25 protein-coding genes and 2 pseudogenes are annotated in these 22,090 nt (G+C 57.3%); 11 read left to right on the plus strand and 16 right to left on the minus strand.

The window, feature by feature from the left end:
- The first annotated feature begins 4 nt into the window (after window positions 1-4).
- The gene (locus C7476_RS24075; RefSeq protein ID WP_114432464.1) at window positions 5-1,507 is read left to right on the plus strand and encodes a sugar ABC transporter ATP-binding protein; all 1,503 of its coding nucleotides are present in this window, start codon (window positions 5-7) and stop codon (window positions 1,505-1,507) included.
- Between the two features lie 14 nt (window positions 1,508-1,521).
- The gene (locus C7476_RS24080; RefSeq protein ID WP_114432465.1) at window positions 1,522-2,490 is read left to right on the plus strand and encodes an ABC transporter permease; all 969 of its coding nucleotides are present in this window, start codon (window positions 1,522-1,524) and stop codon (window positions 2,488-2,490) included.
- Window positions 2,491-2,564: 74 nt separating this feature from the next.
- Here the strand turns inward: C7476_RS24080 and gloA are convergent, their stop codons facing one another.
- Complete coding sequence (gene gloA / locus C7476_RS24085) at window positions 2,565-2,981, minus strand: lactoylglutathione lyase (protein ID WP_114432466.1); 417 nt, start codon at window positions 2,979-2,981, stop codon at window positions 2,565-2,567.
- Window positions 2,982-3,139: 158 nt separating this feature from the next.
- Between gloA and C7476_RS24090 the strand changes: the two genes are divergently transcribed.
- From C7476_RS24090 to C7476_RS24100, 3 genes are read left to right on the plus strand one after another with little or no spacing between them, the layout of a single operon-like run.
- Window positions 3,140-4,594 (plus strand): FAD-binding oxidoreductase, encoded by a 1,455-nt coding sequence (locus C7476_RS24090; protein WP_114432467.1) that lies wholly within the window; start codon window positions 3,140-3,142, stop codon window positions 4,592-4,594.
- Window positions 4,591-5,307, plus strand: a complete 717-nt coding sequence (locus tag C7476_RS24095) for a FadR/GntR family transcriptional regulator (protein WP_114432469.1) — start codon at window positions 4,591-4,593, stop codon at window positions 5,305-5,307. The genes C7476_RS24090 and C7476_RS24095 overlap by 4 nt, the downstream gene beginning before the upstream one ends.
- A gap of 57 nt (window positions 5,308-5,364) precedes the next feature.
- Window positions 5,365-6,108 carry an SDR family oxidoreductase gene (locus tag C7476_RS24100; protein ID WP_114432471.1) on the plus strand — a complete coding sequence of 248 codons (744 nt, stop codon included), beginning with the start codon at window positions 5,365-5,367 and terminating at the stop codon, window positions 6,106-6,108.
- Here the strand turns inward: C7476_RS24100 and larB are convergent.
- From larB to C7476_RS24120, 4 genes are read right to left on the minus strand one after another with little or no spacing between them, the layout of a single operon-like run.
- A complete protein-coding gene (larB, locus tag C7476_RS24105; protein ID WP_114432472.1) occupies window positions 6,097-6,774 on the minus strand; it encodes a nickel pincer cofactor biosynthesis protein LarB in 678 nt (225 codons plus the stop codon). The two genes, C7476_RS24100 and larB, sit on opposite strands and share 12 nt — an antisense overlap.
- Window positions 6,771-7,571 carry an ATP-dependent sacrificial sulfur transferase LarE gene (gene larE / locus C7476_RS24110; RefSeq protein ID WP_114432474.1) on the minus strand — a complete coding sequence of 267 codons (801 nt, stop codon included), beginning with the start codon at window positions 7,569-7,571 and terminating at the stop codon, window positions 6,771-6,773. The genes larB and larE overlap by 4 nt, the downstream gene beginning before the upstream one ends.
- Complete coding sequence (larC, locus tag C7476_RS24115; protein WP_114432476.1) at window positions 7,568-8,767, minus strand: nickel pincer cofactor biosynthesis protein LarC; 1,200 nt, start codon at window positions 8,765-8,767, stop codon at window positions 7,568-7,570. Before larC ends, larE begins: the two co-directional genes overlap by 4 nt.
- 17 nt (window positions 8,768-8,784) lie before the next feature.
- The gene (locus C7476_RS24120; RefSeq protein WP_114432478.1) at window positions 8,785-9,693 is read right to left on the minus strand and encodes an NAD(P)-dependent oxidoreductase; all 909 of its coding nucleotides are present in this window, start codon (window positions 9,691-9,693) and stop codon (window positions 8,785-8,787) included.
- Window positions 9,694-9,815: 122 nt separating this feature from the next.
- Here C7476_RS24120 and C7476_RS24125 point away from each other — a divergent pair, with 122 nt between their 5' ends.
- The gene (locus tag C7476_RS24125) at window positions 9,816-10,568 is read left to right on the plus strand and encodes a FadR/GntR family transcriptional regulator (protein WP_114432480.1); all 753 of its coding nucleotides are present in this window, start codon (window positions 9,816-9,818) and stop codon (window positions 10,566-10,568) included.
- Between the two features lie 4 nt (window positions 10,569-10,572).
- Here C7476_RS24125 and C7476_RS24130 read toward each other — a convergent pair whose 3' ends face one another.
- From C7476_RS24130 to C7476_RS24155, 6 genes and pseudogenes are all read right to left on the minus strand, one after another.
- Window positions 10,573-11,865: a nickel-dependent lactate racemase family protein gene (locus C7476_RS24130; RefSeq protein WP_114432482.1), complete on the minus strand. Its 1,293-nt coding sequence runs from the start codon at window positions 11,863-11,865 to the stop codon at window positions 10,573-10,575.
- Window positions 11,866-11,869: 4 nt separating this feature from the next.
- Window positions 11,870-12,526, minus strand: a pseudogene (locus tag C7476_RS24135) (ABC transporter ATP-binding protein); the annotation flags it as partial.
- Window positions 12,527-12,588: 62 nt separating this feature from the next.
- Entirely contained in the window at window positions 12,589-13,311 is a 723-nt protein-coding gene (locus C7476_RS24140) for an ABC transporter ATP-binding protein (protein ID WP_114432486.1), read from the minus strand.
- Window positions 13,311-14,309 carry a branched-chain amino acid ABC transporter permease gene (locus C7476_RS24145; protein ID WP_114432487.1) on the minus strand — a complete coding sequence of 333 codons (999 nt, stop codon included), beginning with the start codon at window positions 14,307-14,309 and terminating at the stop codon, window positions 13,311-13,313. Before C7476_RS24145 ends, C7476_RS24140 begins: the two co-directional genes overlap by 1 nt.
- A 29-nt stretch (window positions 14,310-14,338) precedes the next feature.
- Window positions 14,339-15,208 (minus strand): branched-chain amino acid ABC transporter permease, encoded by an 870-nt coding sequence (locus tag C7476_RS24150; RefSeq protein WP_114432488.1) that lies wholly within the window; start codon window positions 15,206-15,208, stop codon window positions 14,339-14,341.
- Between the two features lie 77 nt (window positions 15,209-15,285).
- Window positions 15,286-16,506: an ABC transporter substrate-binding protein gene (locus tag C7476_RS24155; RefSeq protein ID WP_114432489.1), complete on the minus strand. Its 1,221-nt coding sequence runs from the start codon at window positions 16,504-16,506 to the stop codon at window positions 15,286-15,288.
- Window positions 16,507-16,850: 344 nt separating this feature from the next.
- Between C7476_RS24155 and C7476_RS24160 the strand changes: the two are divergent.
- From C7476_RS24160 to C7476_RS27910, 4 genes and pseudogenes are all read left to right on the plus strand, one after another.
- Window positions 16,851-17,492, plus strand: a pseudogene (locus C7476_RS24160) (TniB family NTP-binding protein); the annotation flags it as partial.
- Window positions 17,493-17,759: 267 nt separating this feature from the next.
- On the plus strand, window positions 17,760-18,119 hold the full coding sequence (locus C7476_RS28880; RefSeq protein ID WP_245426534.1) for a hypothetical protein: 360 nt from the start codon (window positions 17,760-17,762) through the stop codon (window positions 18,117-18,119).
- A 1-nt stretch (window position 18,120) separates the two neighbouring features.
- Entirely contained in the window at window positions 18,121-18,687 is a 567-nt protein-coding gene (locus tag C7476_RS24170; RefSeq protein ID WP_114432490.1) for a type II toxin-antitoxin system VapC family toxin, read from the plus strand.
- 36 nt (window positions 18,688-18,723) lie between these two features.
- The gene (locus C7476_RS27910; RefSeq protein WP_147274719.1) at window positions 18,724-19,131 is read left to right on the plus strand and encodes a hypothetical protein; all 408 of its coding nucleotides are present in this window, start codon (window positions 18,724-18,726) and stop codon (window positions 19,129-19,131) included.
- A 193-nt stretch (window positions 19,132-19,324) separates the two neighbouring features.
- Here the strand turns inward: C7476_RS27910 and C7476_RS24175 are convergent, their stop codons facing one another.
- From C7476_RS24175 to C7476_RS24190, 4 genes are all read right to left on the minus strand, one after another.
- Complete coding sequence (locus tag C7476_RS24175) at window positions 19,325-19,555, minus strand: hypothetical protein (protein ID WP_114432492.1); 231 nt, start codon at window positions 19,553-19,555, stop codon at window positions 19,325-19,327.
- Window positions 19,556-19,665: 110 nt separating this feature from the next.
- A complete protein-coding gene (locus tag C7476_RS24180; RefSeq protein WP_147274720.1) occupies window positions 19,666-19,869 on the minus strand; it encodes a hypothetical protein in 204 nt (67 codons plus the stop codon).
- A gap of 91 nt (window positions 19,870-19,960) precedes the next feature.
- A complete protein-coding gene (locus tag C7476_RS24185; RefSeq protein ID WP_114432496.1) occupies window positions 19,961-20,209 on the minus strand; it encodes a hypothetical protein in 249 nt (82 codons plus the stop codon).
- Window positions 20,210-20,215: 6 nt separating this feature from the next.
- Window positions 20,216-20,572: a hypothetical protein gene (locus tag C7476_RS24190; protein ID WP_147274721.1), complete on the minus strand. Its 357-nt coding sequence runs from the start codon at window positions 20,570-20,572 to the stop codon at window positions 20,216-20,218.
- Between the two features lie 382 nt (window positions 20,573-20,954).
- Between C7476_RS24190 and C7476_RS24195 the strand changes: the two genes are divergently transcribed.
- Entirely contained in the window at window positions 20,955-21,230 is a 276-nt protein-coding gene (locus C7476_RS24195) for a helix-turn-helix domain-containing protein (RefSeq protein WP_147274722.1), read from the plus strand.
- Window positions 21,231-21,579: 349 nt separating this feature from the next.
- Here C7476_RS24195 and C7476_RS24200 read toward each other — a convergent pair whose 3' ends face one another.
- Window positions 21,580-21,789, minus strand: coding sequence for a hypothetical protein (locus C7476_RS24200; RefSeq protein WP_114432501.1), 210 nt, complete (start codon window positions 21,787-21,789; stop codon window positions 21,580-21,582).
- Window positions 21,790-22,090: the final 301 nt, after the last annotated feature.

Genomic DNA, 22,090 nt, shown 5'->3' on the forward strand with positions numbered 1-22,090 from the left:
CGCCATGTTTGCAGCAAACGGAATCAGCAAGTCTTTTGTCGGCACACACGCACTGAAAAACGTCGATATCGAAATCCGGCCCAATGAAGTGGTCGGGCTTATCGGCGAAAACGGTGCCGGAAAATCAACACTGATGCGCATTCTTGCTGGCACGCATCGTCCGGATTCGGGAACGCTTACGCTCGACGGCCAGCCACTTCGCATGCGCAATGCGCGCGACGCCGCCGGCCATGGCATCGGCATGGTATTTCAGGAGCAGTCACTGCTTTTGAACATGACGGTCGCCGAGAACATCTATCTCGGGCAGGAGCACCAATTCACCCGCTTTGGTATCGTCAACTGGCGGGCAATGAACGATGCCTCGCGCCGCCAGCTTGCAAAGATCGGCGTCGACATCGACGTGACTGCCCGTGCCTCTGGACTGACTTTTGCCGCACGCCAGATGGTGGAACTTGCCAAAGCCCTGACCCTTGAGGAAAGCGTCGACCGGCCCCTGGTCATCCTGCTGGATGAGCCAACCTCCGTCCTGAGCGCTTCCGACATCGACGTGCTGTTTGCGCGGGTGAAATCGCTTAAATCGCGCGCAAGTTTCGTGTTCGTCTCACATCGTCTCGAGGAAGTGCTGCGGATATCCGACCGTGTATATACGATGAAAGACGGCGCCGTCGTGGCCGAGCATCGCTCTGAGGATGTGACAGCCCCTGCCCTGCACGAGATCATGGTCGGCCGAGGGTTGCAGACCGAATACTACAAGGAAAGCAAGCAGGACGTCCCGCGCAGCGAAGTTATCGTAGAGGCATCCAAGCTCGGTGTCGCCGGTGCGTTCCATGATGTCAGCTTCAAGATACATGCAGGAGAAATCATCGGTATCGCCGGGGTCGTCGGTTCGGGACGCGAGGAAATCACGCGCACGATCGGCGGTTTCCTGCCTCAAACCGAAGGCAAGTTGACGATAAAGGGCGAAGCCGTCCGCTTTACCTCGCCGGAACAGGCCGTGCGCAAGAGCATCGGCTATATTCCGCGCGAGCGGCGCGTCGAGGGGCTGGTGATGTTTCTCTCGGTTGCGGAGAACATCACGCTTGCCGACCTTTCCTGCGTCATGCGCGGCGGAGCGATCAATTACAAGGAAGAGAGAAAACTCGCAGTTGACTGGATCAACAAACTGCGCATCAAGACGCCCGGACCGGATGCGGCTTGCCGCAAACTCAGCGGCGGCAATCAGCAGAAGGTGGTTCTCGCCCGCTGGATGACAGCGGGTTCGCGCGTATTGATCCTCGATCATCCGACGCGTGGTCTCGATGTCGGCGCCAAGGAGGAAGTCTACGATCTCGTCAGGGATCTCTCGGCGCAGGGTATCGCGATCCTGCTCATCTCCGACACGCTCGACGAGACGATCGGTCTTTCACACAGGGTATTCGTCATGCGTGACGGTGAAGTCACCGCAGAGTTCGACGCCAGTCGCGGAAAGAAACCGGATCAGGTCGAACTACTGCGCGAGATGGTTTGAGAAGGGGAGCGACCATGAAGAACTCTTTCGATTTCAGAACCATGCTCGCCAATGCCTGGGTCCAGGGTGCTATCCCTCCAGCGCTGCTCGTCGTGCTCGTCATCATCGTCGAAATAGGTTCCCCCGGTTTTTTAACCGGTGAAACCCTGGCGCTGCTCTTGTCCAACACAGCGGTGCTATTCATTCTGGCGACCGGTGTCACCTTCGTCATTCTTATCGGCGGCATCGATCTTTCCATTCAGGCCGTCGCCTCGCTTGCCAGTGTCATTCTCGCCCAGTTGCTGCCGTCGATGGGGCTGCTCGCCTTTCCCGTGGCGATTGCGGCGGGTCTGGTCTTTGGTATTCTCAGCGGCGTTGTCCATGTCTGGCTGCGCGTGCCGTCATTTGTGGCAACGCTTGCGACTGGCGGCGTGGTTGCGGGCATGGCGTTGTGGCTGGCAAACGGCCGGGCGATCACCATCGAGGAAGGCGGGCGGGCAAGCACCTCCTGGATCAATGCGACGATTGCCGGAACACCCGTTGTTGTCCTGATCGCTATCGGCGTCGGGCTCGCGAGCTATCTCGGCTTGCGCTATAGCCGCTTCGGGCGGCAGAGCCTGGCTGTGGGTGCTGGCGAACCGGCGGCCTATGCGGCAGGTATCAATGTGGATCGCACCAAGATCATTGCCTTCGCCCTTTCTGGCACCCTCGCCGCCATCGCCGGCGTGATCCTCGCGGCGCGCCTTTCAAGCGGTTCGCCGAGCCTTGCCAACCAGCTTCTGCTTCCGGCCATTGCTGCGGTTATCGTCGGCGGTACAGCAATCACAGGCGGTCTCGGAGGCGTTGGCCGCACCGCCGTCGGCGCACTGATCATCTCGATCGTTCGCATCGGCATGACGTTCGTCGGTGTAAATATTTTCGCGGAGAACGTTGTTTTTGGCGCCGTGCTGATCGCAGCCGTGGCCATCACCATCGACCGCAGCAAGATCGCGATCATCAAATGAGCAGAATCGGGATTAGTCACATGACTTGCCGGAGCCGCGCCGCAAGGACGTGCAGGCGGCCCCTCAGGCAGAACCTATTTCATCGTATCAAGGCCAATCAATTCGATCTTATAGCCATCGGGATCTTCAATGAAGGCGATGTGCGTGGTGCCGTGCTTCATCGGCCCCGGCTTGCGGGGAATGCTGGCCCCGTTACGTTCAAGCTCCGAGCAAACCGCGTAAATGTCGTTAACACCAAGGGCGAGGTGACCGAAGCCGCTCCCGATCTCGTAGGGAGCCGCCTGATCCCAGTTATGGGTAAGCTCCACAACCGTGTTGTTCTCCTCCGGACCATATCCGACAAATGCCAGCGTGAACTTGCCGTCGGGATACTCGTCGCGACGCAACAGTTTCATGCCAAGCAACTCGGTGTAGAATTCGATCGACTTCTCCAAGTCGAAAACCCGGATCATGGTGTGCATCATTCGAAAGCGTGTGTTGGGATCACTCATGGTGTTCTTCCTCCTGCAGATGATCGCTTTAGGTTGATTTTCAATAACAATTGGCAAAAGGCAAGGCCGCCGCCGCTTGAAATTCCAAATCACAGTTGTATGATAACATGGCAACAGGGATAGTTGTCCAGTTGTTTCGCTGTCGCGGAGAATCTGAAATGAACGTATTGCTGCCCTCTAACAGAAAGTCACTCGCTGCGCTGACCGCAGCGATGCCAGAGGGTATTTTACTTACCACTGAGGCAGACATGGCACGCTATAGCCGCGACTGGTCGGGCGACCACTTTGGTCAGCCATTGGCCGTTGCGCGTCCGCGCACCGTCGAAGACGTTTCGACGCTTATGACGATCTGCTTCAGGGAAGGCATCCCGGTCGTGCCGCAGGGTGGCCTGACTGGACTCGTGGGCGCTGCCGTCGCGGCGCCTCAAGGCGGTGAAGTCGTCATCTCGCTGGAACGTCTGAACCGATTGCGCTCCATCAGCGCTATCGATTTTGCCATGGTGGTTGAGGCGGGCTGCATTCTTGAGGAAGCCAAAAGCTTCGCCGAAGCGCATGACTGCGTGCTTCCCATAACCTTTGGCGCGCAGGGGAGCTGTCGGATCGGCGGCAATGTCGCAACCAATGCGGGCGGCTTCAACGTCCTGCGCTATGGCATGACGCGAGACCTTGTGCTTGGCCTCGAGGTCGTCCTTGGCGACGGGCGGGTGTGGAATGGCTTGAAAGTCCTGCGCAAGGACAATCGTGGCTACGATCTGAAGCAATTGTTCATCGGCAGCGAGGGTACGCTGGGGATCATTACCGCCGCTGCGTTCAAACTTTTTCCGCGGCCAACGCAGGTCGTAACCGCGCTGGTGGGCTTGCGGTCGGTCGAAGATGCCATGGCGCTCTACGCCCGCGCCCGGCGTGAATGCAGCGACTTGCTGACGGCCTTCGAGCTGATCCTTCGTGGCGGTATCGACATTGCATTGAATGCCGGTGCCGGACTGGCGGACCCCTTGAGCGCGCCCTACCCTGTCTACGTTCTGATCGAGGCTTCCGCCGGTGGCAGGGTGGATCTGAAAGCGATCCTCGAAGACTTTCTTGGCGATGCCGGAGATATCGTTGTGGATGGCGTCGTGGCGTCCAGCAAAGCGCAAGCCGAGCGGCTTTGGCTGTTGCGCGAGACGATGGTCGAGGCGCAAGGCGGCGGCGGCCGCTATCTGAGGACGGATGTTTCAGTGCCGATCTCGAAGCTTGCGGATTTCGTCGCAGATGCGCTGGCCGAACTTGCCAAGCACCATCCTGAAGCCCTGGCCGTGACATATGGTCATGTCGGAGATGGAAACGTTCATCTCAACATCGTACCCCCGGCAAACAGCGAACCTGAAGAGATCGAACATCTGTTTCACGAGACAGAAACGATTATCTTCGATGTGGTAGACCGTTACAGTGGATCGATCAGCGCCGAACATGGTATCGGCCGGGTCAAACAAAAGGCGTTTCTCGATCGGGTGGATAAAGTTACTCTCGACATTGCCGGGCGACTCAAGGACGCTTTCGATCCAAAGCACATTCTTAGCGATGGCCGGATCCTGGGGACACATTCAAGTATTGGGGGTATAGCTGATCGATGACGTTGAAGCTCGACAAGGTCAATCGCGGGCCCCATCTTTCGACATTGGTGGCCAGTTCGATCTCCCGTGAGATCGCTCACGGGCGGCTGAACCCCGGCGACCAATTACCGACCGAGCAGGCGCTTGCCACCACCTTCGGCGTTAGCCGGAACGTGGTGCGAGAGGCTATTGCCCGGTTGCGTTCCGAGGGCCGCATCTGGTCGCAGCAAGGACGCGGGGCCTTTGTGGCAAACGTCGCGAATTCTCCGGTACTGACCATCGATCACGATGCCCTGCAACAGGCGGACGCGTTCAAGAGCCTGTTCGAACTGCGCGGTGCACTGGAGGTAAAGGCTGCGGCCCTTGCTGCCGAGCGGCGGACCGATGCTGACCTTGAAGCCTTGAAAAGCGCATTGACGGCAATGAACACTGCGCCTTATGGCAGTGTCGCCTGGTTGAAGGCTGATCTCGAATTTCATCGCGCCATCGTCGCGGCAACCCGCAACAGTTACATGGAACAGTTCTTGATCTTCGTGTCCGAGCGGGTGCGCGAGAGTATTCTCGCGGCGGGCGACCAGCAGGGCTCCGATGATATGGCAAGCACGACGCTTGGCGAACACAATCGCATTCTCGACGCGATTACAGCCGGCGATGCCAACGCTGCCCAAGAAGCCATGCAACTGCACCTTAATGGCGCAGCGCGGCGTGTGGGCCTTCGTATCGATGACCTCTGAGACGATTAGCTTTCAGACGCTCTACTTCACACACAACAATTCCAAGGACGGGTTAAAATGACACGCAGGCTTGAGGGAAAGACGGCAGTCGTAACAGCTGCCGGACAGGGTATGGGGCGTGCCGCTGTCCTGGCCCTTTCACGCGAAGGTGCAAAGGTAATAGCCACCGATCTTGATCAGGCCAAACTGGATACGTTCAATGACATCACCGGGATCAGCATCCGCAGACTGGACGTGCTCGATCCCGCAGCCATCACCGCCTTTGCCGCCGAAATCGTGGCACCGGACATTCTCTTCAATTGTGCCGGGTTCGTCCATCATGGCGCCATCCTCGACTGCGACGAGGATGCCTTTGATTTTTCCGTCAGTCTGAATATCCGCGCCATGTACCGGATGATCCGGGCCTTCCTTCCCGGCATGATTGACCGCGGTGGCGGCTCCATCATCAACATGGCCTCGGTTGCTTCGACGATCATCGCCGCGCCCAACCGCTTCATCTACGGCACGACCAAGGCTGCCGTCATCGGCCTGACGAAATCGGTCGCTCTCGACTATGTCGGCAAAGGTATCCGGGCCAACGCGATCTGCCCTGGAACGGTCGACAGCCCCTCATTGCATGATCGGATGCGCGCATTGGGTGACTACGAAGCCGCGCGGTCGGCCTTTATCGCGCGCCAGCCGATGGGCCGGCTAGGCACTGCCGAAGAGGTCGCCGAGCTTGTGGTTTTCCTCGCTAGTGCAGACTCGGCCTTCATGACCGGAAATGCCATTGTGGTCGATGGCGGCTGGTCAAACGCCTGAACGGCGCAGCCGTTCAGAGCTTGAAAGAATACGCAGCGCGGCACTGGCGGCGCCGTAGCCATTGTCGATGTTGCAGACCACGAGGCCGGGTGCGCAACTGGCAAGCATGGCGTTAAGCGCGGTGCGCCCTCCTTCGGCAGCACCATATCCGATCGATGTCGGAACGCAGATAATGGTACTTGATACCAGTCCGCCAAGTACGCTTGCCAAGGCCGCATCCATTCCGGCGGCCGCAATGACGATTGGATGTGTTCGTATCTCTTCCAGTCGTTCGGTGAGACGCCAGAGACCCGCGACACCGACATCGGCAATCACCGTCGCCCCGACGCCAGCATGACGGAGGGTTCGTTCTGCTTCCCGCGCGACCCCGATATCGGAGGTGCCGGCGGCGACGATTGCTATGGCCCCTCGTGATTCGATTGGTTTTAACGATCCGAAAAATCCGGTGCTTGAAACCGCGCAGTAGTCAATCGCATCACGGTTCGCGGCGGAGAGACCTTCCAGCTTTTCCACCGTCAGCCTCGTCAGCAGCAAGCCGGCACCCCGTGCGTTCGCCAATTCGAGGATGGCCCCAATCTGGTCCACGGATTTCCCGGCGCAGAAGATCGCTTCATCGAGGCCGATGCGATTGGTTCGGTCGAAATCAAGCACAGTTTCCGTTGTCATGATGTGCCGGTCCGCAGGAAGGCGCTGCCGTTCCGGTACGGCGCGAAGGCAAGGGATTTTCCGGCCAGATTGAGGGGCAAGAACGACATGATCGACGTCTCCAGCAATGTGCTGTCAGCCACCGTCAGCGATTGCAAGCTTTCTGCGTCAAGTTCGACGACCACTCCAGTGCTGCGAACCCGGCAGCGCACTGTCCGTGGCTGAAGTTTCTCGGCGAGGAATGTTTCCACCGAATGTATGAAACCCAGTGTTTCCGGTTCGATCCGAATGGAAGTTTCCACACGGCTGGAAAGACAAGGCGAAGAGGGAAGCTCTGCGACATCGCCAAGTCCAAGTCCGCGCGCGAGTTGACGGACATCGTCCTTGTACATTCCCGCTTCGACATAAGGGTGCCGCACTCCATGATCACGCGCCGCATCGAGTCCGGGACGATATTCGCCCAGATCATCGACGTTGGCGCCGGACACGATCTGCCGGCTCGAATGTCGGGCGATCGTGCCATAGAGATTGCCCTTGCAGAAAAAGCAGCGGTTGACCGGGTTGCTGCGATAGTTGGCGTCTGCGAATTCGCCCGCATCCACTACCTGAAGGTCCCAGTTTTCCCTGACTGCCCAATCCCGCACCCTTTGCGTGGCTTCGGGTGGCACCGCGGGCGAAGCAGCGTGAACCATATTCACGCCGTCACGTCCGCTCAGGCGATGTGCGGCCGCTGCGAGTGTCATTGAATCGACCCCGCCACTGACGGCGACGGTCAGCGGACTTAACCCGACTAGTATGTCTTCAAGCGTCTTCTTCACGATTTCATTCCCGTCTTTGCCGCCGCTTCCGCCTCTTGTCTGCGTCTTTGCCTCGTCGCTGCATTGGCCGTGTCGCCAACATCACTGGCCTCCGCTTTCGCGGTTTGTCCGCTCGGCCGCTTCACCAGTTTGACACGCATGGGACTGAACTCCACCTCTGCATCAACGATTTCGCGCGGCAAGATCGCGCGGTCGACAATAGCGTGACGAATGCCGATGGTCGTGGTTTCATCGAAGGCCAAAGCCGCGATCTGCCCAACCGCGTCGGGTTTTGCCAGAACGCGCACGCCGGTCATCATCCGGCCCTTCTTGCCGAAGACAGGCATCTGGACCACATCGAGCACATCCTTATGCGCTCGCAAGTTTTCGATCCCCTGGGCGAGATCCTCGCCGGTCTGGTCATCGATTTCAAACTCTAGAACCGCGACCCGATCACTTCCGGCAACACTTGCTGCAACAGGCTCAAAACAAATCACGCGCACGCAATTGCTCATTCCCGGCAATTTGCGCGTGCCAAAGCCAAAACCCGATGCGACGAGCCGCCGCGGTTGCGGCGATATCGTCCCCTGCTTGCAAAGATAGCGCAGGATCGCCGCCCCGGTGGGTGTTACCCGTTCTCCGGGGATCCCGTCGTCGATGGTTGGCAGGCCCTCGAGCAGCAGGGCGGCTGCCGGTGCCGGAACCGGTAAAATACCGTGTGCTGTGCGCACTCTGCCAGAACCGAGTGGGATGGTGCCGGACGTCCAGCGCGTCGCATTTAACTGGGCGATCAGATAGGCAGCAGCGACGATATCGGCGATCGAATCCCATGCGCCGACTTCATGAAACTCCACTGCTTCGGCGGCGGAGCCGTGCACGCGCGCCTCGGCATCCGCCAATAGTGAGAAGATGCCGATGGCATGTCGGGTGGTATCTGCGTCGAGCGACGAAGCTGATAACGCCGCCCGAATATCGCGCCATGCCGTATGGTGATGGTGTCCGTGGGTTGTATCCGGGCCTGACCGTTCGACGAGGAAGCGGCGGCCGGTCAATATACCGTCATCATGGCTGACTGTCCTGCACGATACACCCTCCAGCATCGGGGCGTATGACAGTGCAGTCATCAAGCCCGCTTCCAGATCCGGCTGCAGATCAAGGATGGCAGCAACGAACATGTCACCTGCGATGCCGCCAACAAGATCGAGATGCAGTTCCATGAAATTCTGATTTCCCGTCAATCGGCCAATGGTGCCGGGCTGGTCAACGATACGCCATTGAGACCTGCTACCACATCGGACAATGCGGGCACGAATTCCTCGCCGTGTCCAGTCGCCACCGCTGTCGCGAAGGAATTGCGAACCGCTGCGCCGATGGGATTGGCGATCGATGCCGACTGCGCGAAGGACGCCAGATAGGACATGTCCTTGAGCGCGTTGACCATGGCAAAGCGTTGCGCGTTGGGGTTGCGGTTGAGGACGAATTCAAAGAAGGCCTGATAGAACCCGCAATCCATCCTGCTACCGCGGATGACGCTGTCAAAAACCTGAGGCGTCAACCCGGCTTTTGCGCCAAGCGCAAGCGCTTCCGAATAGATCGTGGCATAGCCCATGGAAAGGAAGTTGTTGAGAAGCTTCATCGTGTGGCCGCTGCCCGTCGGGCCCGTGTGGATGATGCGCGCGGCGAATGCCTCGAGGATTGGCCGTGCCCGCGCCACCGTTTCTGCGGATCCGCCTACCATGACGTCAAGCGCACCTTCCGCTGCTTCTTTCGGTGTGCGAGCCAGCGGTGCATCGATCAGGATGCTGCCTTCCCCCAGTTCCGCTGCCAGTTGCGCGGTTATAGCGGGATTGGAGGTCGAGCAATCGATGATAAACAGCGCTTTATCTGCTGCGAGCAATCCGTCCGCGCCCTTGAGAACCTGTTCGACCTGGGGCGAACCCGTAACGCAGAGAATGACGACATCCGATGCGAGCGCGAGGTCCCTCGGTGTCGCAGCCTCGGTCGCCCCGTCCTTGACCAGCCGCTCGAGCGCCTCGCGGCTGCGATGCGCGAAAACAGTGAGCGGCCGGCCCTTGGCAAGCAGGTTAGCGGCCATGCCTGAACCCATACTACCCAGTCCGATGAAGCCGATCCTGTCTTTCATGCTGTCCTCCCAGGGATGTTGATCGTGTGGACCACACCCGTTTTGCTTTTTTCCGTTCGTTGCGATAGCAACATTGTCATGAAATCTTTCAATGCGATTCCCAATGAAGGTCGTTTCAGACGATGAAGGAGCAGGAAACCACGCTTTTCAATACGATCCAGCAAACGCCCAATCTGCGCAGCGGGTTGGTGGATACGCTGATCGCACAGATTGAATCGGGCGACCTTGCACCTGGTCAGCGTCTGCCGACCGAACAGGCGATCATGATCGCAACCGGCGTCAGCCGCACAGTTGTGCGCGAGGCTCTGGCCTCGCTGCGTGCCAAAGGCCTTATCACCACCAAACAAGGTCTTGGGGCGTTTGTTTCGGACGATCCGACGCCCAGATCCTTTTCCATCATACCGACCGACCTTGAATCGATCGACGAGGTGCTCCGTATCCTCGAACTGCGCATGGGTATCGAGGTCGAGGCTGCGGGACTTGCTGCGCAGCGTCGCACGCAAGACGATGTGGATCGGATGGCGTCGAGACTTGATGCTCTTGAGAAATCCATCCAGGCTGGTGGTCCGGGCGCTGAAGAGGATTTCGCCTTCCACCGCGCTATCCTTGTTGCAACCCAGAACTCCTACTACGCCCGGCTGTTCGATACCTTCGGCAGCGCCATGGTCCCGCGCCAATGGGTCAGATTTGACACGATGAACGCCGCGGAACGGCAAAAACACGTCGCCCGTATGCAGCGCGAACACCGCGCGATCCTTTCGGCAATCCGCGACCAGGATGAACGTGCTGCTCAGAAAGCCGTTCGTACGCATCTGACCAAAAGTTCCGCCCGCTTCGTCGAGCTGCGTGACCGCGCCCGAAGAGGCGAAAGCTGAACTGTCAGGCGGCGAAACGCGGAACGACATAGGGGCCCTCCGGTATGATCGCGACCGCTCTATCGCCGCTGTGGGCAATGCTTCTTTCGATTGCCTTGCCGATATCGTCAATCATGTGAACGCCTGTTAGCGTCCGGTCATCACCGGACAATCCGGTGGTATAGAGTTCGACACGCCCAAACCGCATTGACTTCAACTGCATCTCGGTCTGCCATTCGTCGATTTCAGCAAGGTTCTTCGCAGTCAATGTCGCAAGAAAGCGCTCGGGCCCGAGTTCGACAAGACGTGCCTGAGCTTCGCGAAACTCCGCTGAGCCAAATCCTTCCGAACACTCCGAAGCGATGATCAGTGTGCCGCCGGGTTCTAGAATATCGAGTGGTGTCACCATGCCCTTGATCGTCTGGTAATAGGTCTTGTCGAGCGGATAGCCGGCCGATGACGTGACGATGGTTGAAAACTTTCTCGGCGACGCAATCTGCGTAACCTCACTGACAAACGCCACGGCCGCCGCATGGCTCGCAATAATCTCGCCAAAGGTGACGCACACCAGATCGCGATCTTCATCAAGGACTGTGTTAAGTCCATAAACATCGCCAAGCATCCGGACGATTTCCAGCTGCTCTTCATGCAGGGGATTGCCAATCAAATTGCACTGGACCGCGAGCGGATCCTCCATGAACCGGGCCGAATGGAACGTGCGGATCGTCTCATGATGCGCCACACCCGGCGCAATCACCTTCCGTCCGCCAGACCAGCCGGCCATAAAATGCGGCTCGACTAGCCCGGTGGCAATTCGAAGGTCGGCTTCCACGAACCGCCGGTCGAGTTTGACCGGAGTTCCGCGTGTCGCCGTCGGCCCGAGGTCGATATGATCTTCCTCGTTGCGGGCATAGTGGTTTTCCACCCGCACGTTTTCGAGCACCCAGGGATCGCCGATTAGTTCGGCAAGTTCATCGCCGAGGTTGGGCCTGTGCAGGCCGGTGGCAATGAGAACGACAATCTTGTCGCGGGGTATGCCCGCTTCGATCATGGTTTCGATCATCGGGCGCAGAAAAAGCCGATTTGGCACGGGACGGGTGATGTCACATATGAGGATGCATGCGCTTTTGCGTCCTCGTGCAAGTTCGGCCAGCGGCGGTGATCCGATGGGCCCGTTCAGTGCCGCCGTGATGGCTGCCGGCTGATCGGCGATCTTCGGCAAGGCTTGCTTCCGGATGATCGTCGGTCTCGCGATGCCCGGCAGCCTTAATGGGAGATGGCCGCGACCGAAAGATATGGTGATTGTTTCATCCGCCATTTTCCTACCCCGCGACGCCGCCAAGATAGAGCTCGCGCATCAGCGACATATCCCTGAGCTCCTCGATCGGTCCTGATATAGCAATGCGTCCGTTTTGCATCAGATACCCCCGGCTTGCAACCGAAAGTGCAAGCCCTGCATTCTGTTCAACCAGCAAAACTGAAGCGCCGAAGCGTTCGCCGATACCGAGGATGATACCTTGGATTTCTTTGACCAGCAGCGGCGAAAGACCGAGTGACGGTTCATCGAGCAGAAGGATACGCGGCCGCGCCATGAGACCCCGGGCGATTGCCAGCATTTGCTGCTGGCCGCCGCTCAGTGAACCACCCTTGTCCCGGCGCTTGACTGCGAGAATGGGAAAGAATGTTTCCATGGTTTTAACGTCTGCGTCGATCCCCTCCCCGTCCCGGCGCGTATAAGCTCCGAGCCGCAAATTTTCTTCGACGGTCATATCGGTAAAGATGCGGCGGCCTTCGGGGACGAGCACCATTCCGCGTTGTGCCATGACATCGGGTGCCTGACCGGTGACATCGGAACCATCGAAAATGACCGAGCCGCTGCGGGGCTTCACCAGACCGGCGAGCGTGCGCAAAAGTGTCGACTTGCCCGCACCATTGGGACCGAGAACCGTAACAACTTCCCGTGCTGCCAGGGTCAACGAAACGCCGCGATTGACGATTGTCGGGCCGTAGCCTGTGGTTATGTCGGAGATGGTGAGCAGCATTACAGCGCCCCTCCGAGATAGACTTCGAGGACTTTGGGATCGTTCAGCACATCCGCGGTGGGCCCGTCAGCGATTTTTGACCCGAAGTCCAATACGGCGAGGCGTCGGCACAGCATCTGCATCAGTTTCATATCGTGGTCGATGACACAAACGCTTATGCCATGCTCCGGAAACTGTTCAACCAGATGCACCAGCGTTTTTGTCTCGCGATCGTTCAATCCGGCTGCCGGCTCGTCCAGCAGTATGAGCGATGGCCGTGTTGCCAGCGCCAAAGCCAGACCCAGCAATCGAAGGCGTCCGAATGGCAATATGCCCGCTTTTTCTTCGGACAATCCTGACAGGCCGACGAATTCGAGAAGACTTGCCGGTGTCGTCCAAGGAAAATTTGCAAGCGCATTGCTGCAATGCTCCGTCGCGATCTGGACGTTCTCAAAAACGCTCAAACCGGGAAAGGCCATGGCTTGCTGAAAAGTATAAGCGATGCCGGCGCGCGATACGGCATTTGCCGGGATTCCGGTGATGTCCCGGCCGCGCCACGATACCGTGCCGGCAGTCGGCTTGTGCACCCCAGTCACGGAGTTGAACAGTGTCGTCTTGCCCGAGCCATTCGGTCCAACGACACCGAGGATCTCTCCTTCGTCTACGGCCAAGTCCACCCCGGCGAGTGCGGTAACGCCGCCGAACTGCTTACGCAAGCCTTTGATATCGAGCAACGCACCCATTATTTACCCTCCCGTTCGACGGCAGGCTCGCTTGGCTGAGCGGGACGGCGGTCGAATATCCTGTGCCAGCCAGCAATAATTCCGGCGATCAGACCATTTGGAAGAAGCAGGATCACCGCGATCAGGCAGACACCGTAGAGAATGCGCGACTGAACGGGATCAAGGTTGAGCAGTTCCGGCAGGAATGCGACGAGTATTCCGCCAGCGAGAGGTCCGAGCAAAAGCCGCGCCCCGCCTATCATCACCATCAGCGCGAGATAAATGCTTGGAAAGGACGAGAACTGGCTGGGGGAGATGTGCCGCAGGAAATAGGCGAGTAGAACACCCGATGCACCAGCAAATACACCGCTGACAATGAAGGCTCCGATCTTGTGGCGGCCAACATTGATGCCAAGCGAAGCTGCGAGTTTCTCGTTCTCGCGGATCGCACGAAGAGTCCGGCCGTAGCGGGAATTGATGATGGCCCAGCTGGCAATGGCACTCAGCGCCACGAAAAAGACCACCATCAGATAGTAGTGCGTTAGCACGTCTATCGACAAGCCGAACAAGGAAACGGGCTGCTGCACATCAAGTCCGGACGCAGCCCCGGTATAGTCGCCGCCATTGGTCAGGATGATCGACAGCAACTGCCCGAAAGCAAACGTCATAATGACGAAATGGTGGCCGCTGACGCGGAGCGAGGGGATGCCTATCAGTGCCGCGACGATGGCTGCCATGATCCCTGCCAGTGGAATGGAGAGCCAGAACCCTATGTTGAAATCGCGCGCAAGGATTGCGGCCGTATAGGCTCCGATTCCAACCAATGCGGCATGGCCCATCGAGAGTATGCCGGTTTGGCCGAAGAGTACGGACAGACCGTACAGCGCGATAACGTTGATGCCGGCGGAGATGGCCAACGAGAGAAAGCGGTTGCTCGGCGACAAAAGCGGTACCAATGCCAACAGCACAAGTAGAAGGAGGACTGGTAGAAGCGATCGGAATGAGTTGCTTACGGGCATCAGGGGTAACACTCTTCTATATATCGCGTTCATGCCATCTTCGGGCCGCTCGTCCCGCCGAAGAGACCATTAGGCCGGAAGAGCAATACGAGAATCATCAGCCCAAACGAATACGCATCGGTCCATTCAGAGAAGCCGTAACCGGCGCTCAGACCTTCGACGATGCCAAGAATGAGGCCGGCGACAACCGCTCCCGTGAGATTGCCGAGGCCGCCGATAAGCGCGACCGCAAAGCCTTTCATCACCATCGTTCCTCCGGTGAAGGGAGTGATTGGAAACAATGCAATGAGGAGCCCTCCGCCAAGACCGGCAAGCGCGCTTCCGAGAACGAACACACCCGTGATATAACGGCGAACGGGGATTCCCATCAAGGCGGCCGTATCGCGGTCTTCGACACTGGCCCGAAGCGCGCGGCCGTAGCGGCTTCTGGTGATGGCAACGAAAGTCATGGCGACGACTGCGGCAGTTACAAAAATGACCATGACCCGGACGGACGCTATGCGTACGCCGCCGATCTCCCACACCGTATTGAGTGGCCGCGGAACGCTTTTCTGATTGGCGTTCCAGAAGAAGATGACGATGTGCTGCAACACAATGATCAAACCGAGCGAAACGATGAATCCATTTGTCGGACGCTCAAGCGTGAAGCGGAAAAGGCCGCGCTCCAAAGCGAAGCCCATCACCGCCACGACGATCATTGCAAGGATGATTGCCAGCCAGAAGCTGATGCCGTTGGCGACCGCCAGCCAGGTCACGATGCTGCCGACCATCAGGAATTCGCCATGGGCAAAATTGATGATGCCGGTCAAGCCGAAGATCAAGGTGACACCGACTGCGATCAGCGTGATTACGCTGGCGATCGAGAGCCCGTTGAGAATTTGTTGCAGGAGTATGTCCACAGTCTGCTTCCGGTTCAGATCATCATTCGGATAGCGTTCCGGCCGCCCCGAAGGGCGACCGGGGGTCCTTGGGGGGACTATTGTTTTGGCGCGTCAGCCGGCGGTTCCTGCATGGCGCAGGTGATATCGCCACCCGGCGCTGCTGCGCAGACTTCGGTCGCGTGGGTTACCTGGTGTGTCGCGTTGAACGCGAGGTCGTCGGAAACCACACCCTTGTGATGCAATGTTTTTAGCGCTTCAACCGTCTTGTCGGGATCGAGCGAACCAGCCTTTTCCCATGCTTCGGCAAGGAAATGCACATAATCGTAATAGAGCAGCGACACGGACGACGTCACACCCTTTGGTGCACCGGCCGCAAAATACGCGTCAAAGTACGCTTTGGCTTTTGGATTGGACGACTCGCCCCAGCACACTGGCACGCAGCTCATCGCTACGGGGACATCGGCCGATAGCCCCTGCTCTTTCCAGATACCGGGGTCGACACCGAAGAGGAAATAGCTAGGTGCAACACCGAGTTCCAGCGCCTGGGGAAGTGCAGTCAGCGTCGAATCGCCATTGTACCAGAAATGGACGACATCGGGTTTCAGGCTCTTGGCCCGCGTAAGAAAGGGCGAAAAATCCGTCGTGTCCGGAGGATAGAATATGATGTCCGGCACTTCCTGGCCTTCGGATTTCAACGCAGCGAGATAATAGGACGACAGGAATTGCCCCGTGGCGTCATTTCCGACGATCAGCACGGATTTCTTAAGCGGATGGCCGACAAGCGGCTCCAGCAGCTTGAGCACACCACGCGCGGTCGATCCGCTGCGCTGAAACTCCTGAGGCTCGGTCTGGAAGAGATAGTGATCTTCTCCACCGCTGGCGACAGAACTATCCGTCAGCACTTTGGCAAGCGTACTGTTGCCTGCGAAATGCAGGACCTTGGCCGGCTGGGTGATCTTCGCCATGGCCAGGGTGAAGTCGTGGGTTTCCGATCCGAAGATAGCCGCGACTTTCTCGTCACGCACGAGTTCTTGCGTTGCCGCGATTGCCGTCGAGATATCAGTGCGGTCATCGCGCTTCAAAAGTTCGAGTTTGTAGGTCTTATCGCCGACCTTTACACCGCCCTCGTCATTGATCTCCTTGACGGCGAGGCTAACACCTGCAGGTAACGTGTGCCCCGCGGAGACAAAGGCGCCTGACTCGGCCGCCACGACACCGATCTTGATTGTATCTGCCGCATCCTCAGCAAGCGCTGGATATGCCAGCGCCCCGAGGAATAGCGCGACGGTCGCGCCCCTCAATAAAACCGATTTCATAATACAGATCCTCCCGATCCATGCTTTGCAATCTTACCGGGTTGTCGTACAACCATGTTCTCTGTTAATCTTGCAATCGCGAGTTGTCAAGCGTAGCGGAGCGAACGACCTGAAAAGCTCGCCAAGTGTCAACTGGCCCCAAAATCCGCAAGATACGAGAATTCGGGCCAGGTGGGGTAACGGGTGGTTCTCCAGGTGGGGATGTAAGGTTCCGCATTAAAGTAAAAGGCGAAAGGCCTGATCAAGATTTCTGACAGCAGGTCGAGCTTTGATAACCAGCCCGGCAACCCACGCCTGTGTAAAGCAAAAGCACAATCAGATGACCGCATCTCTCATGCTCCGCTAAGACGATGATCATGAAGCGGTTCCGCGATGAATACCCTCCTCGCTTCAATCCCGTCACGGGAACTTTAAGGACCCCGGTTCTTGCCATGGAGATGACCAGCCGGCCCGGCGAACGACGGCTCTATGCGGAACTGCTCACCCTTCTTGGAGCGCCGCAACGGCCCCGCGCTGATATCGCCCAGATGGAACAGGCGGCGTTGCGGATTATGGAAGCGATCGGTGTACGGGTACAGGTCATCGACGAGGTACACAACATTCTCGCCGGTTCCTACCATGAGCAGCGGATCGTTCTGAACACGCTGCGCTTCTTGAGCAATCGTCTCCAGATCTCGCTCGTCTGCTTCGGCGTCAACGAAGCGCGAGAAGCCATTGGGGGCGATGTTCAACTCGCACGCAGGTTCGAGCAGTTCACATTAAACCGATGGGCGGCGAACGAACAGTTCGAGACCCTCGTTGCTTCGATCCTTCGCAACACGCCGCTACGCAATCCTTCTCTGCTCACTCCGAAATCGCTGCGGCGGATACTGCAGATCACAGAGGGCATCACCGCCAATATCTTCCATATGATCAACAACCTCGCCATCGAAGCGGTCGAAAGCGGCCGCGAGCAGATCACGAACGAGGCGGTCGACAATTGGGAAACCGCTTCTCCCAGCCGACGATCTCCAGGCTCGTTGCGAAGCGAAAGACCAAGAGCTGATGTCGGCAAAGACCCTTCCCGGACTCACTGTTTTTCAGGTATATCGTGCGAGCGGTTTCGACCACGACTACCCTAATTGGGTTTCAATTTGCATCAATGATGCGGACAAGGCGGCTTGAGTGCCGCCTTTAGTTTTTTGTTTCTTGAAATTCCGACCGATTGTATTATGTTTAACAAAATTGGTTTTTGTTAAACAGGAAGTACCATCATGACGGCTAAGCTCGCCTTCCCCACCCGCCAAGGACGGACAAGTCGAACGACCAAGCGCGTGCGTCGTCCGAGCAAAGAACAGCTGCACCGCATTGAAGTGCTGAAACGGCAGCGGGAACGTATCCAAGCCGTCATTGAGAGCGCGAAGCGGTCCGGACTTCTGGAAGAGAAAACTGGGCGCATCGCCGGGCGTGTGAGCGCAGAGCTGATTGAGCAGGCGAAGGCCAGGACCGGTTTGACTTCCGACACAGAGCTCGTGGAATTTGCTCTTGCAAGTCTGGCGCTCGAGGACAATTTTGCGGAGACCTTCCGCAAAACTCAGGGAACGGTGGATCCGTCTCTGAGGCTCGGATTCTAAGTTGGCTGAATTCGATTTCGATGCGGCGGTTCGCTGGGCACGGTTCGATCCTAAGAAAACTTTGAGTCGTCGGAAAGACGTTGATCTGCCATTTCTCAGTGAGTCAGCCGAGGCAGGCCCCGACCTTCTGCTCGACACCTGCGTATATATCGATGGGCTGCAGGGTCGTGCCCCGCGGGCCATCGCCGATATGCTTGCACTCAGGCAGGTCAATCACTCGACCATCGCAATTCAGGAGCTCATGCACACTGTTGGTGTGCTGGATCCCAATCACACAGGCACACAGACAGCTGTTAAACAGATTGCTATGACTGTCAAAGATATGCCCCCTCACCGGACATTTGCACCAGATCCGGATGTTTTGGGCAGAGCCGCCCTGCTTTCTGGCATGTTGTGTCGCCTGCAAGGCTATAAAGCCGATGCACGTCTTCGCGCTCTTCATGAGTGCGTACTGTTTTTGCAGGCTCAAAAGCTTGGGTTCACGGTTCTCACCGGGAATATTAGTGACTTCGATTATATTATGCAGCTGATCCCAACCGGGCGCGTCATGCTGTATCGACAGATCTGACAAGTCATCTCGCAAAGATCCTAAGGAGTCATTGGATTGAAATCTGGACAATCAAGGATCGAACTAGCTCAAGAACTCAAAGACCAACTTTCCCAAATCGGCGACAAGAGGATTGAGCGATTACCCGCGGCTATTGATGGCATGAATGTTCTCGCGGCTTCCTTTCCGGATCAATATCATTGGCGGTTCAAAACTGCTGAGGCTCTCCGCGCGGAAGCTGAGGAGCTACGCCGCCGGAAGGCGAAGGCTGTTGATCTAAATGTGCTGTACTGGCGCGATACGTTAGCGATAATTGAAGCACACACCGTTATGTCTGTGTGGCGAATGCTAGATATCGCTCAGTCAGCGTTCCGAGCTTTAGAGGAAGATAGTTATCGCCATCGTCGAGCGCGCCGGACCGGCCATACTCGAGATGCTTCACGCCTGTACCGCCAATTGCCGTAAAGGAAAACGGCATTGGCGTACCGTTCTTTCATGCGGACGTTCGCCTAGCGAAATATGAGCATACGAATGGTCAAAGATGACAAGATAATCCGAACGCTGAGGAAGTGGTTTCGGATCATCAAATGAAAACCAACTGCAGGGTATTTATTCGTCTCTTTGCCTTGAGAACTGGGACATCCCCATAATCCGTTGTCTAGCTAGCCCTCACATAAACGAACGGAACCTCGTTCTGTTCGGCCCAAAGCAGCGATGCCGTAACCGCCTCGTCGAGGGTCCCGAACGGGGCCGGCTTGAAGAACGCCGGACCATCGATAGCAGTCAATGAACCGGATGCGACAAACTTGCCTTCGGTTGCCTCAATCAGCACCCAATCTTCGTTTTCCGGTGGGTTTTCCGATTTTTCAATGTCCTGAACTTGAGTCAATGGTTCCTCCTCCGTGTCAAACCGTTTATCACCTCGGCGGACCGCTGTTGGATCATTGGATCTCCCAACTTTGGTTCAGTAGCGATATTAAAGTGCGGTGGCCTGGCCGCCTAGCGGTAGCCGTCATGGCCGAGCGCCTTCATCGCAATCTGAATATCAAAGAGTGTCCAACCTGCATCCAATGCCTCGGCCAGAACCTTTTCGGACGCGAAGTGCTTGTCGACCAGCAACAGCTGCTCGTATCGCGAGGAAACAGCACGAATGCATTCGAGGTGACGGGAAACATAGGCTCCGACTTCCTTTGGTCCGTCCACACCCAATCCCTCGTTAACCATTGACGAGGGCCTGCGCCCGACGCTCTAGGGATGATGTAACAGAAGCGCTCCCGTGGCCGCTGCAGTTGCCCTAAATTCTCGTCATTAGCCTGCGTTGTATGATCGGGCGCGCAGCCGTGTTGGTCATGTCACGCTTGACCGCCCGCTCATCCTCGTTTTCTTCGATATCCCGGATTGCCCCGTTATCCAAATCCGATTCAGGACCGGCAACGCCGGGGATGCCGGAGATTTTTGGATCGCCGGTCCGATCATACTCGGTGGGGACGAAGTCCTCGTCGGGACGACCAGCCTTCGGAACGCCGCGAGGCGGCACGTTCATCGATGTCTACGCTGCCTTCGTCGTCGAGGATATCGAGGGCAGTATCTGCAAGATCGGCGCTGACGCCAGACACGGTAACAAGGTAGCCGCCCCGCGGAGCCCCTCTGAATATGCCGCGCGGTCCTCGTTTGGAAAAAAGAAATCACCCAGCGACTCCCAAAATCCCTTGTGAGCATCGCTCGAAGCTGTTTCCGGGTTCGACTCCGTGTCGTAGTTGCCCTCGACCAGTCGAATACTGTCTCGGGCTATTCCCGCTCCGACCAATCGCTCCACCGCTCCTTCGGCGGCACCCCGATCTTCATAAAAAGCAGTCAAAGTATTCGATGGTCTCGACATGGGTGAATTTTCGGCGAACTCTTCCATTTGGGTATCCTCCATTTGTTCTTTTCGACCCAAACTGGATCGGAAGGTCATTGAACTTTTCGAAGTTTCTGACAAGTATGGCGGAGCCTCGTTTGTCTGCTTGTTCAACCGGCGGCTCCGGCGTTGGTTCCAGAGCCGCAGAAATTATTGAGATCCCCTGTGGGGGCATTAAATCCCCGCAGAGTCCCACAGCCATGCGGGCTGGGTCTTTTCATTTGCCTTCGAACAGGGACTATTCTGGCTTTGCTTTAGGGAAACCCCTGATTGTCGCCTCTTCTGTTGCAGCGTAAACTATCGGCGTAGGCAAAGGCCCACCCCGTCCCGCGCCTCCCGCCGCTGCGGCCAAAGCCCGGCGGCGGTCTTTTACTTTAGCAATCATTAATTGGCGCATGGTCTCCTCGGCGCGATGGTAACGTTAATTCGTAATTCGGCAGCAGCCCGCATTGATAAGGACCTTGGCGCAAAGCTGAGAGCCTTTCGCTTGGCCGCCGGCCTCACTCAATCAGAGCTCGGCGAACTTATGGGCTTATCGCACTCGCAACTGCAAAAGTATGAGATCGGGAAGGACCGCATGGCCGCCTCGACTCTGGTGCAGTTTTGCAAGGTGCTTAAGCTAGACCCGATGGCATTCCTTGGTGATCACTTCCACCGGCGGTGACACCCGATCCGATGGCGCGGCTATCGGATTGGCCAACGTAAATTGGTCCAAAAAGATTGCGTTTCGCACTATGGGCAATGCGTCGAATTTGTCCGATCCCGAGGCCGATACCTTCGGTGGATGGCATTCCATATCAGTTCTCAGTATAGGCAGAATAAGTTCGGCAACTACGTTCGTCACACTATATTTGGGCGGACTCGATTTGAATGACCCGACCCAACCAGTCGCTTCACCCTCCTTCGGCCAAGTCACCATCTTCGTAAAAAGCAATCATCGATGTGTCGAGATAGGTGAATTTTAAGCAAACTCTTTGGCCAATTGACGGCTGCAATTCTGGCCGAACCCATTCTTACTCACGAGGCTTGCTGGCCTGCCAGGCGAGGCCTCTCTCCCGCCAAACGCCAGTAATCATTCTTTCAATTTCGTCCGGACTGTGTTGTTGGAAGCGACCCGCCAGTGTCGTCGCCAATGCATAGCGATCAATCAGCGCAGGCTTCATCTCCTCTGCCTTATCGGCATGCCGATTGATTTCGCGCATAAGTTCCTCGTCATCCGTCATGCTGTGGACCTGCCTCTCCTAATGACTTGTCCTCATCTCAAACCTGGGCAACCTCTTGCTGACCTGGCACCCGGACCCGAACCATACATAAGACATTGTATGTTGAGCCTCATCATCTGCTCCGCCGACCGCGATCGCGGTAGAATACAGTCTTGGCACTATCCTAGTGCTGCGTCATGTTTTTGGTGTCCTGCAGCATCTTCCAGCTCCAGATGTCCTTTCTTATTTCCATCTCCTCCCAGCCGGCTTCGATAGCATCTTTGATATCGATTTTACCAAGCCGCTTCTTGATCGCATTCTC

It is taken from the genome of Phyllobacterium bourgognense, assembly GCF_003337575.1.
Classification (GTDB): Bacteria; Pseudomonadota; Alphaproteobacteria; order Rhizobiales; family Rhizobiaceae; genus Phyllobacterium; species Phyllobacterium bourgognense.

Coding starts and splice junctions, on each gene's coding strand:
- C7476_RS24075 (WP_114432464.1), top strand. CDS start 5: ATGTTTGCAGCAAACGGAATCAGCAAGTCTTTTGTCGGCACACACGCA.
- C7476_RS24080 (WP_114432465.1), top strand. CDS start 1,522: ATGAAGAACTCTTTCGATTTCAGAACCATGCTCGCCAATGCCTGGGTC.
- gloA (WP_114432466.1), bottom strand. CDS start 2,981: ATGAGTGATCCCAACACACGCTTTCGAATGATGCACACCATGATCCGG.
- C7476_RS24090 (WP_114432467.1), top strand. CDS start 3,140: ATGAACGTATTGCTGCCCTCTAACAGAAAGTCACTCGCTGCGCTGACC.
- C7476_RS24095 (WP_114432469.1), top strand. CDS start 4,591: ATGACGTTGAAGCTCGACAAGGTCAATCGCGGGCCCCATCTTTCGACA.
- C7476_RS24100 (WP_114432471.1), top strand. CDS start 5,365: ATGACACGCAGGCTTGAGGGAAAGACGGCAGTCGTAACAGCTGCCGGA.
- larB (WP_114432472.1), bottom strand. CDS start 6,774: ATGACAACGGAAACTGTGCTTGATTTCGACCGAACCAATCGCATCGGC.
- larC (WP_114432476.1), bottom strand. CDS start 8,767: ATGGAACTGCATCTCGATCTTGTTGGCGGCATCGCAGGTGACATGTTC.
- C7476_RS24120 (WP_114432478.1), bottom strand. CDS start 9,693: ATGAAAGACAGGATCGGCTTCATCGGACTGGGTAGTATGGGTTCAGGC.
- C7476_RS24125 (WP_114432480.1), top strand. CDS start 9,816: ATGAAGGAGCAGGAAACCACGCTTTTCAATACGATCCAGCAAACGCCC.
- C7476_RS24130 (WP_114432482.1), bottom strand. CDS start 11,865: ATGGCGGATGAAACAATCACCATATCTTTCGGTCGCGGCCATCTCCCA.
- C7476_RS24140 (WP_114432486.1), bottom strand. CDS start 13,311: ATGGGTGCGTTGCTCGATATCAAAGGCTTGCGTAAGCAGTTCGGCGGC.
- C7476_RS24145 (WP_114432487.1), bottom strand. CDS start 14,309: ATGCCCGTAAGCAACTCATTCCGATCGCTTCTACCAGTCCTCCTTCTA.
- C7476_RS24155 (WP_114432489.1), bottom strand. CDS start 16,506: ATGAAATCGGTTTTATTGAGGGGCGCGACCGTCGCGCTATTCCTCGGG.
- C7476_RS28880 (WP_245426534.1), top strand. CDS start 17,760: ATGACGGCTAAGCTCGCCTTCCCCACCCGCCAAGGACGGACAAGTCGA.
- C7476_RS24185 (WP_114432496.1), bottom strand. CDS start 20,209: ATGAACGTGCCGCCTCGCGGCGTTCCGAAGGCTGGTCGTCCCGACGAG.
- C7476_RS24190 (WP_147274721.1), bottom strand. CDS start 20,572: ATGGAAGAGTTCGCCGAAAATTCACCCATGTCGAGACCATCGAATACT.
- C7476_RS24200 (WP_114432501.1), bottom strand. CDS start 21,789: ATGACGGATGACGAGGAACTTATGCGCGAAATCAATCGGCATGCCGAT.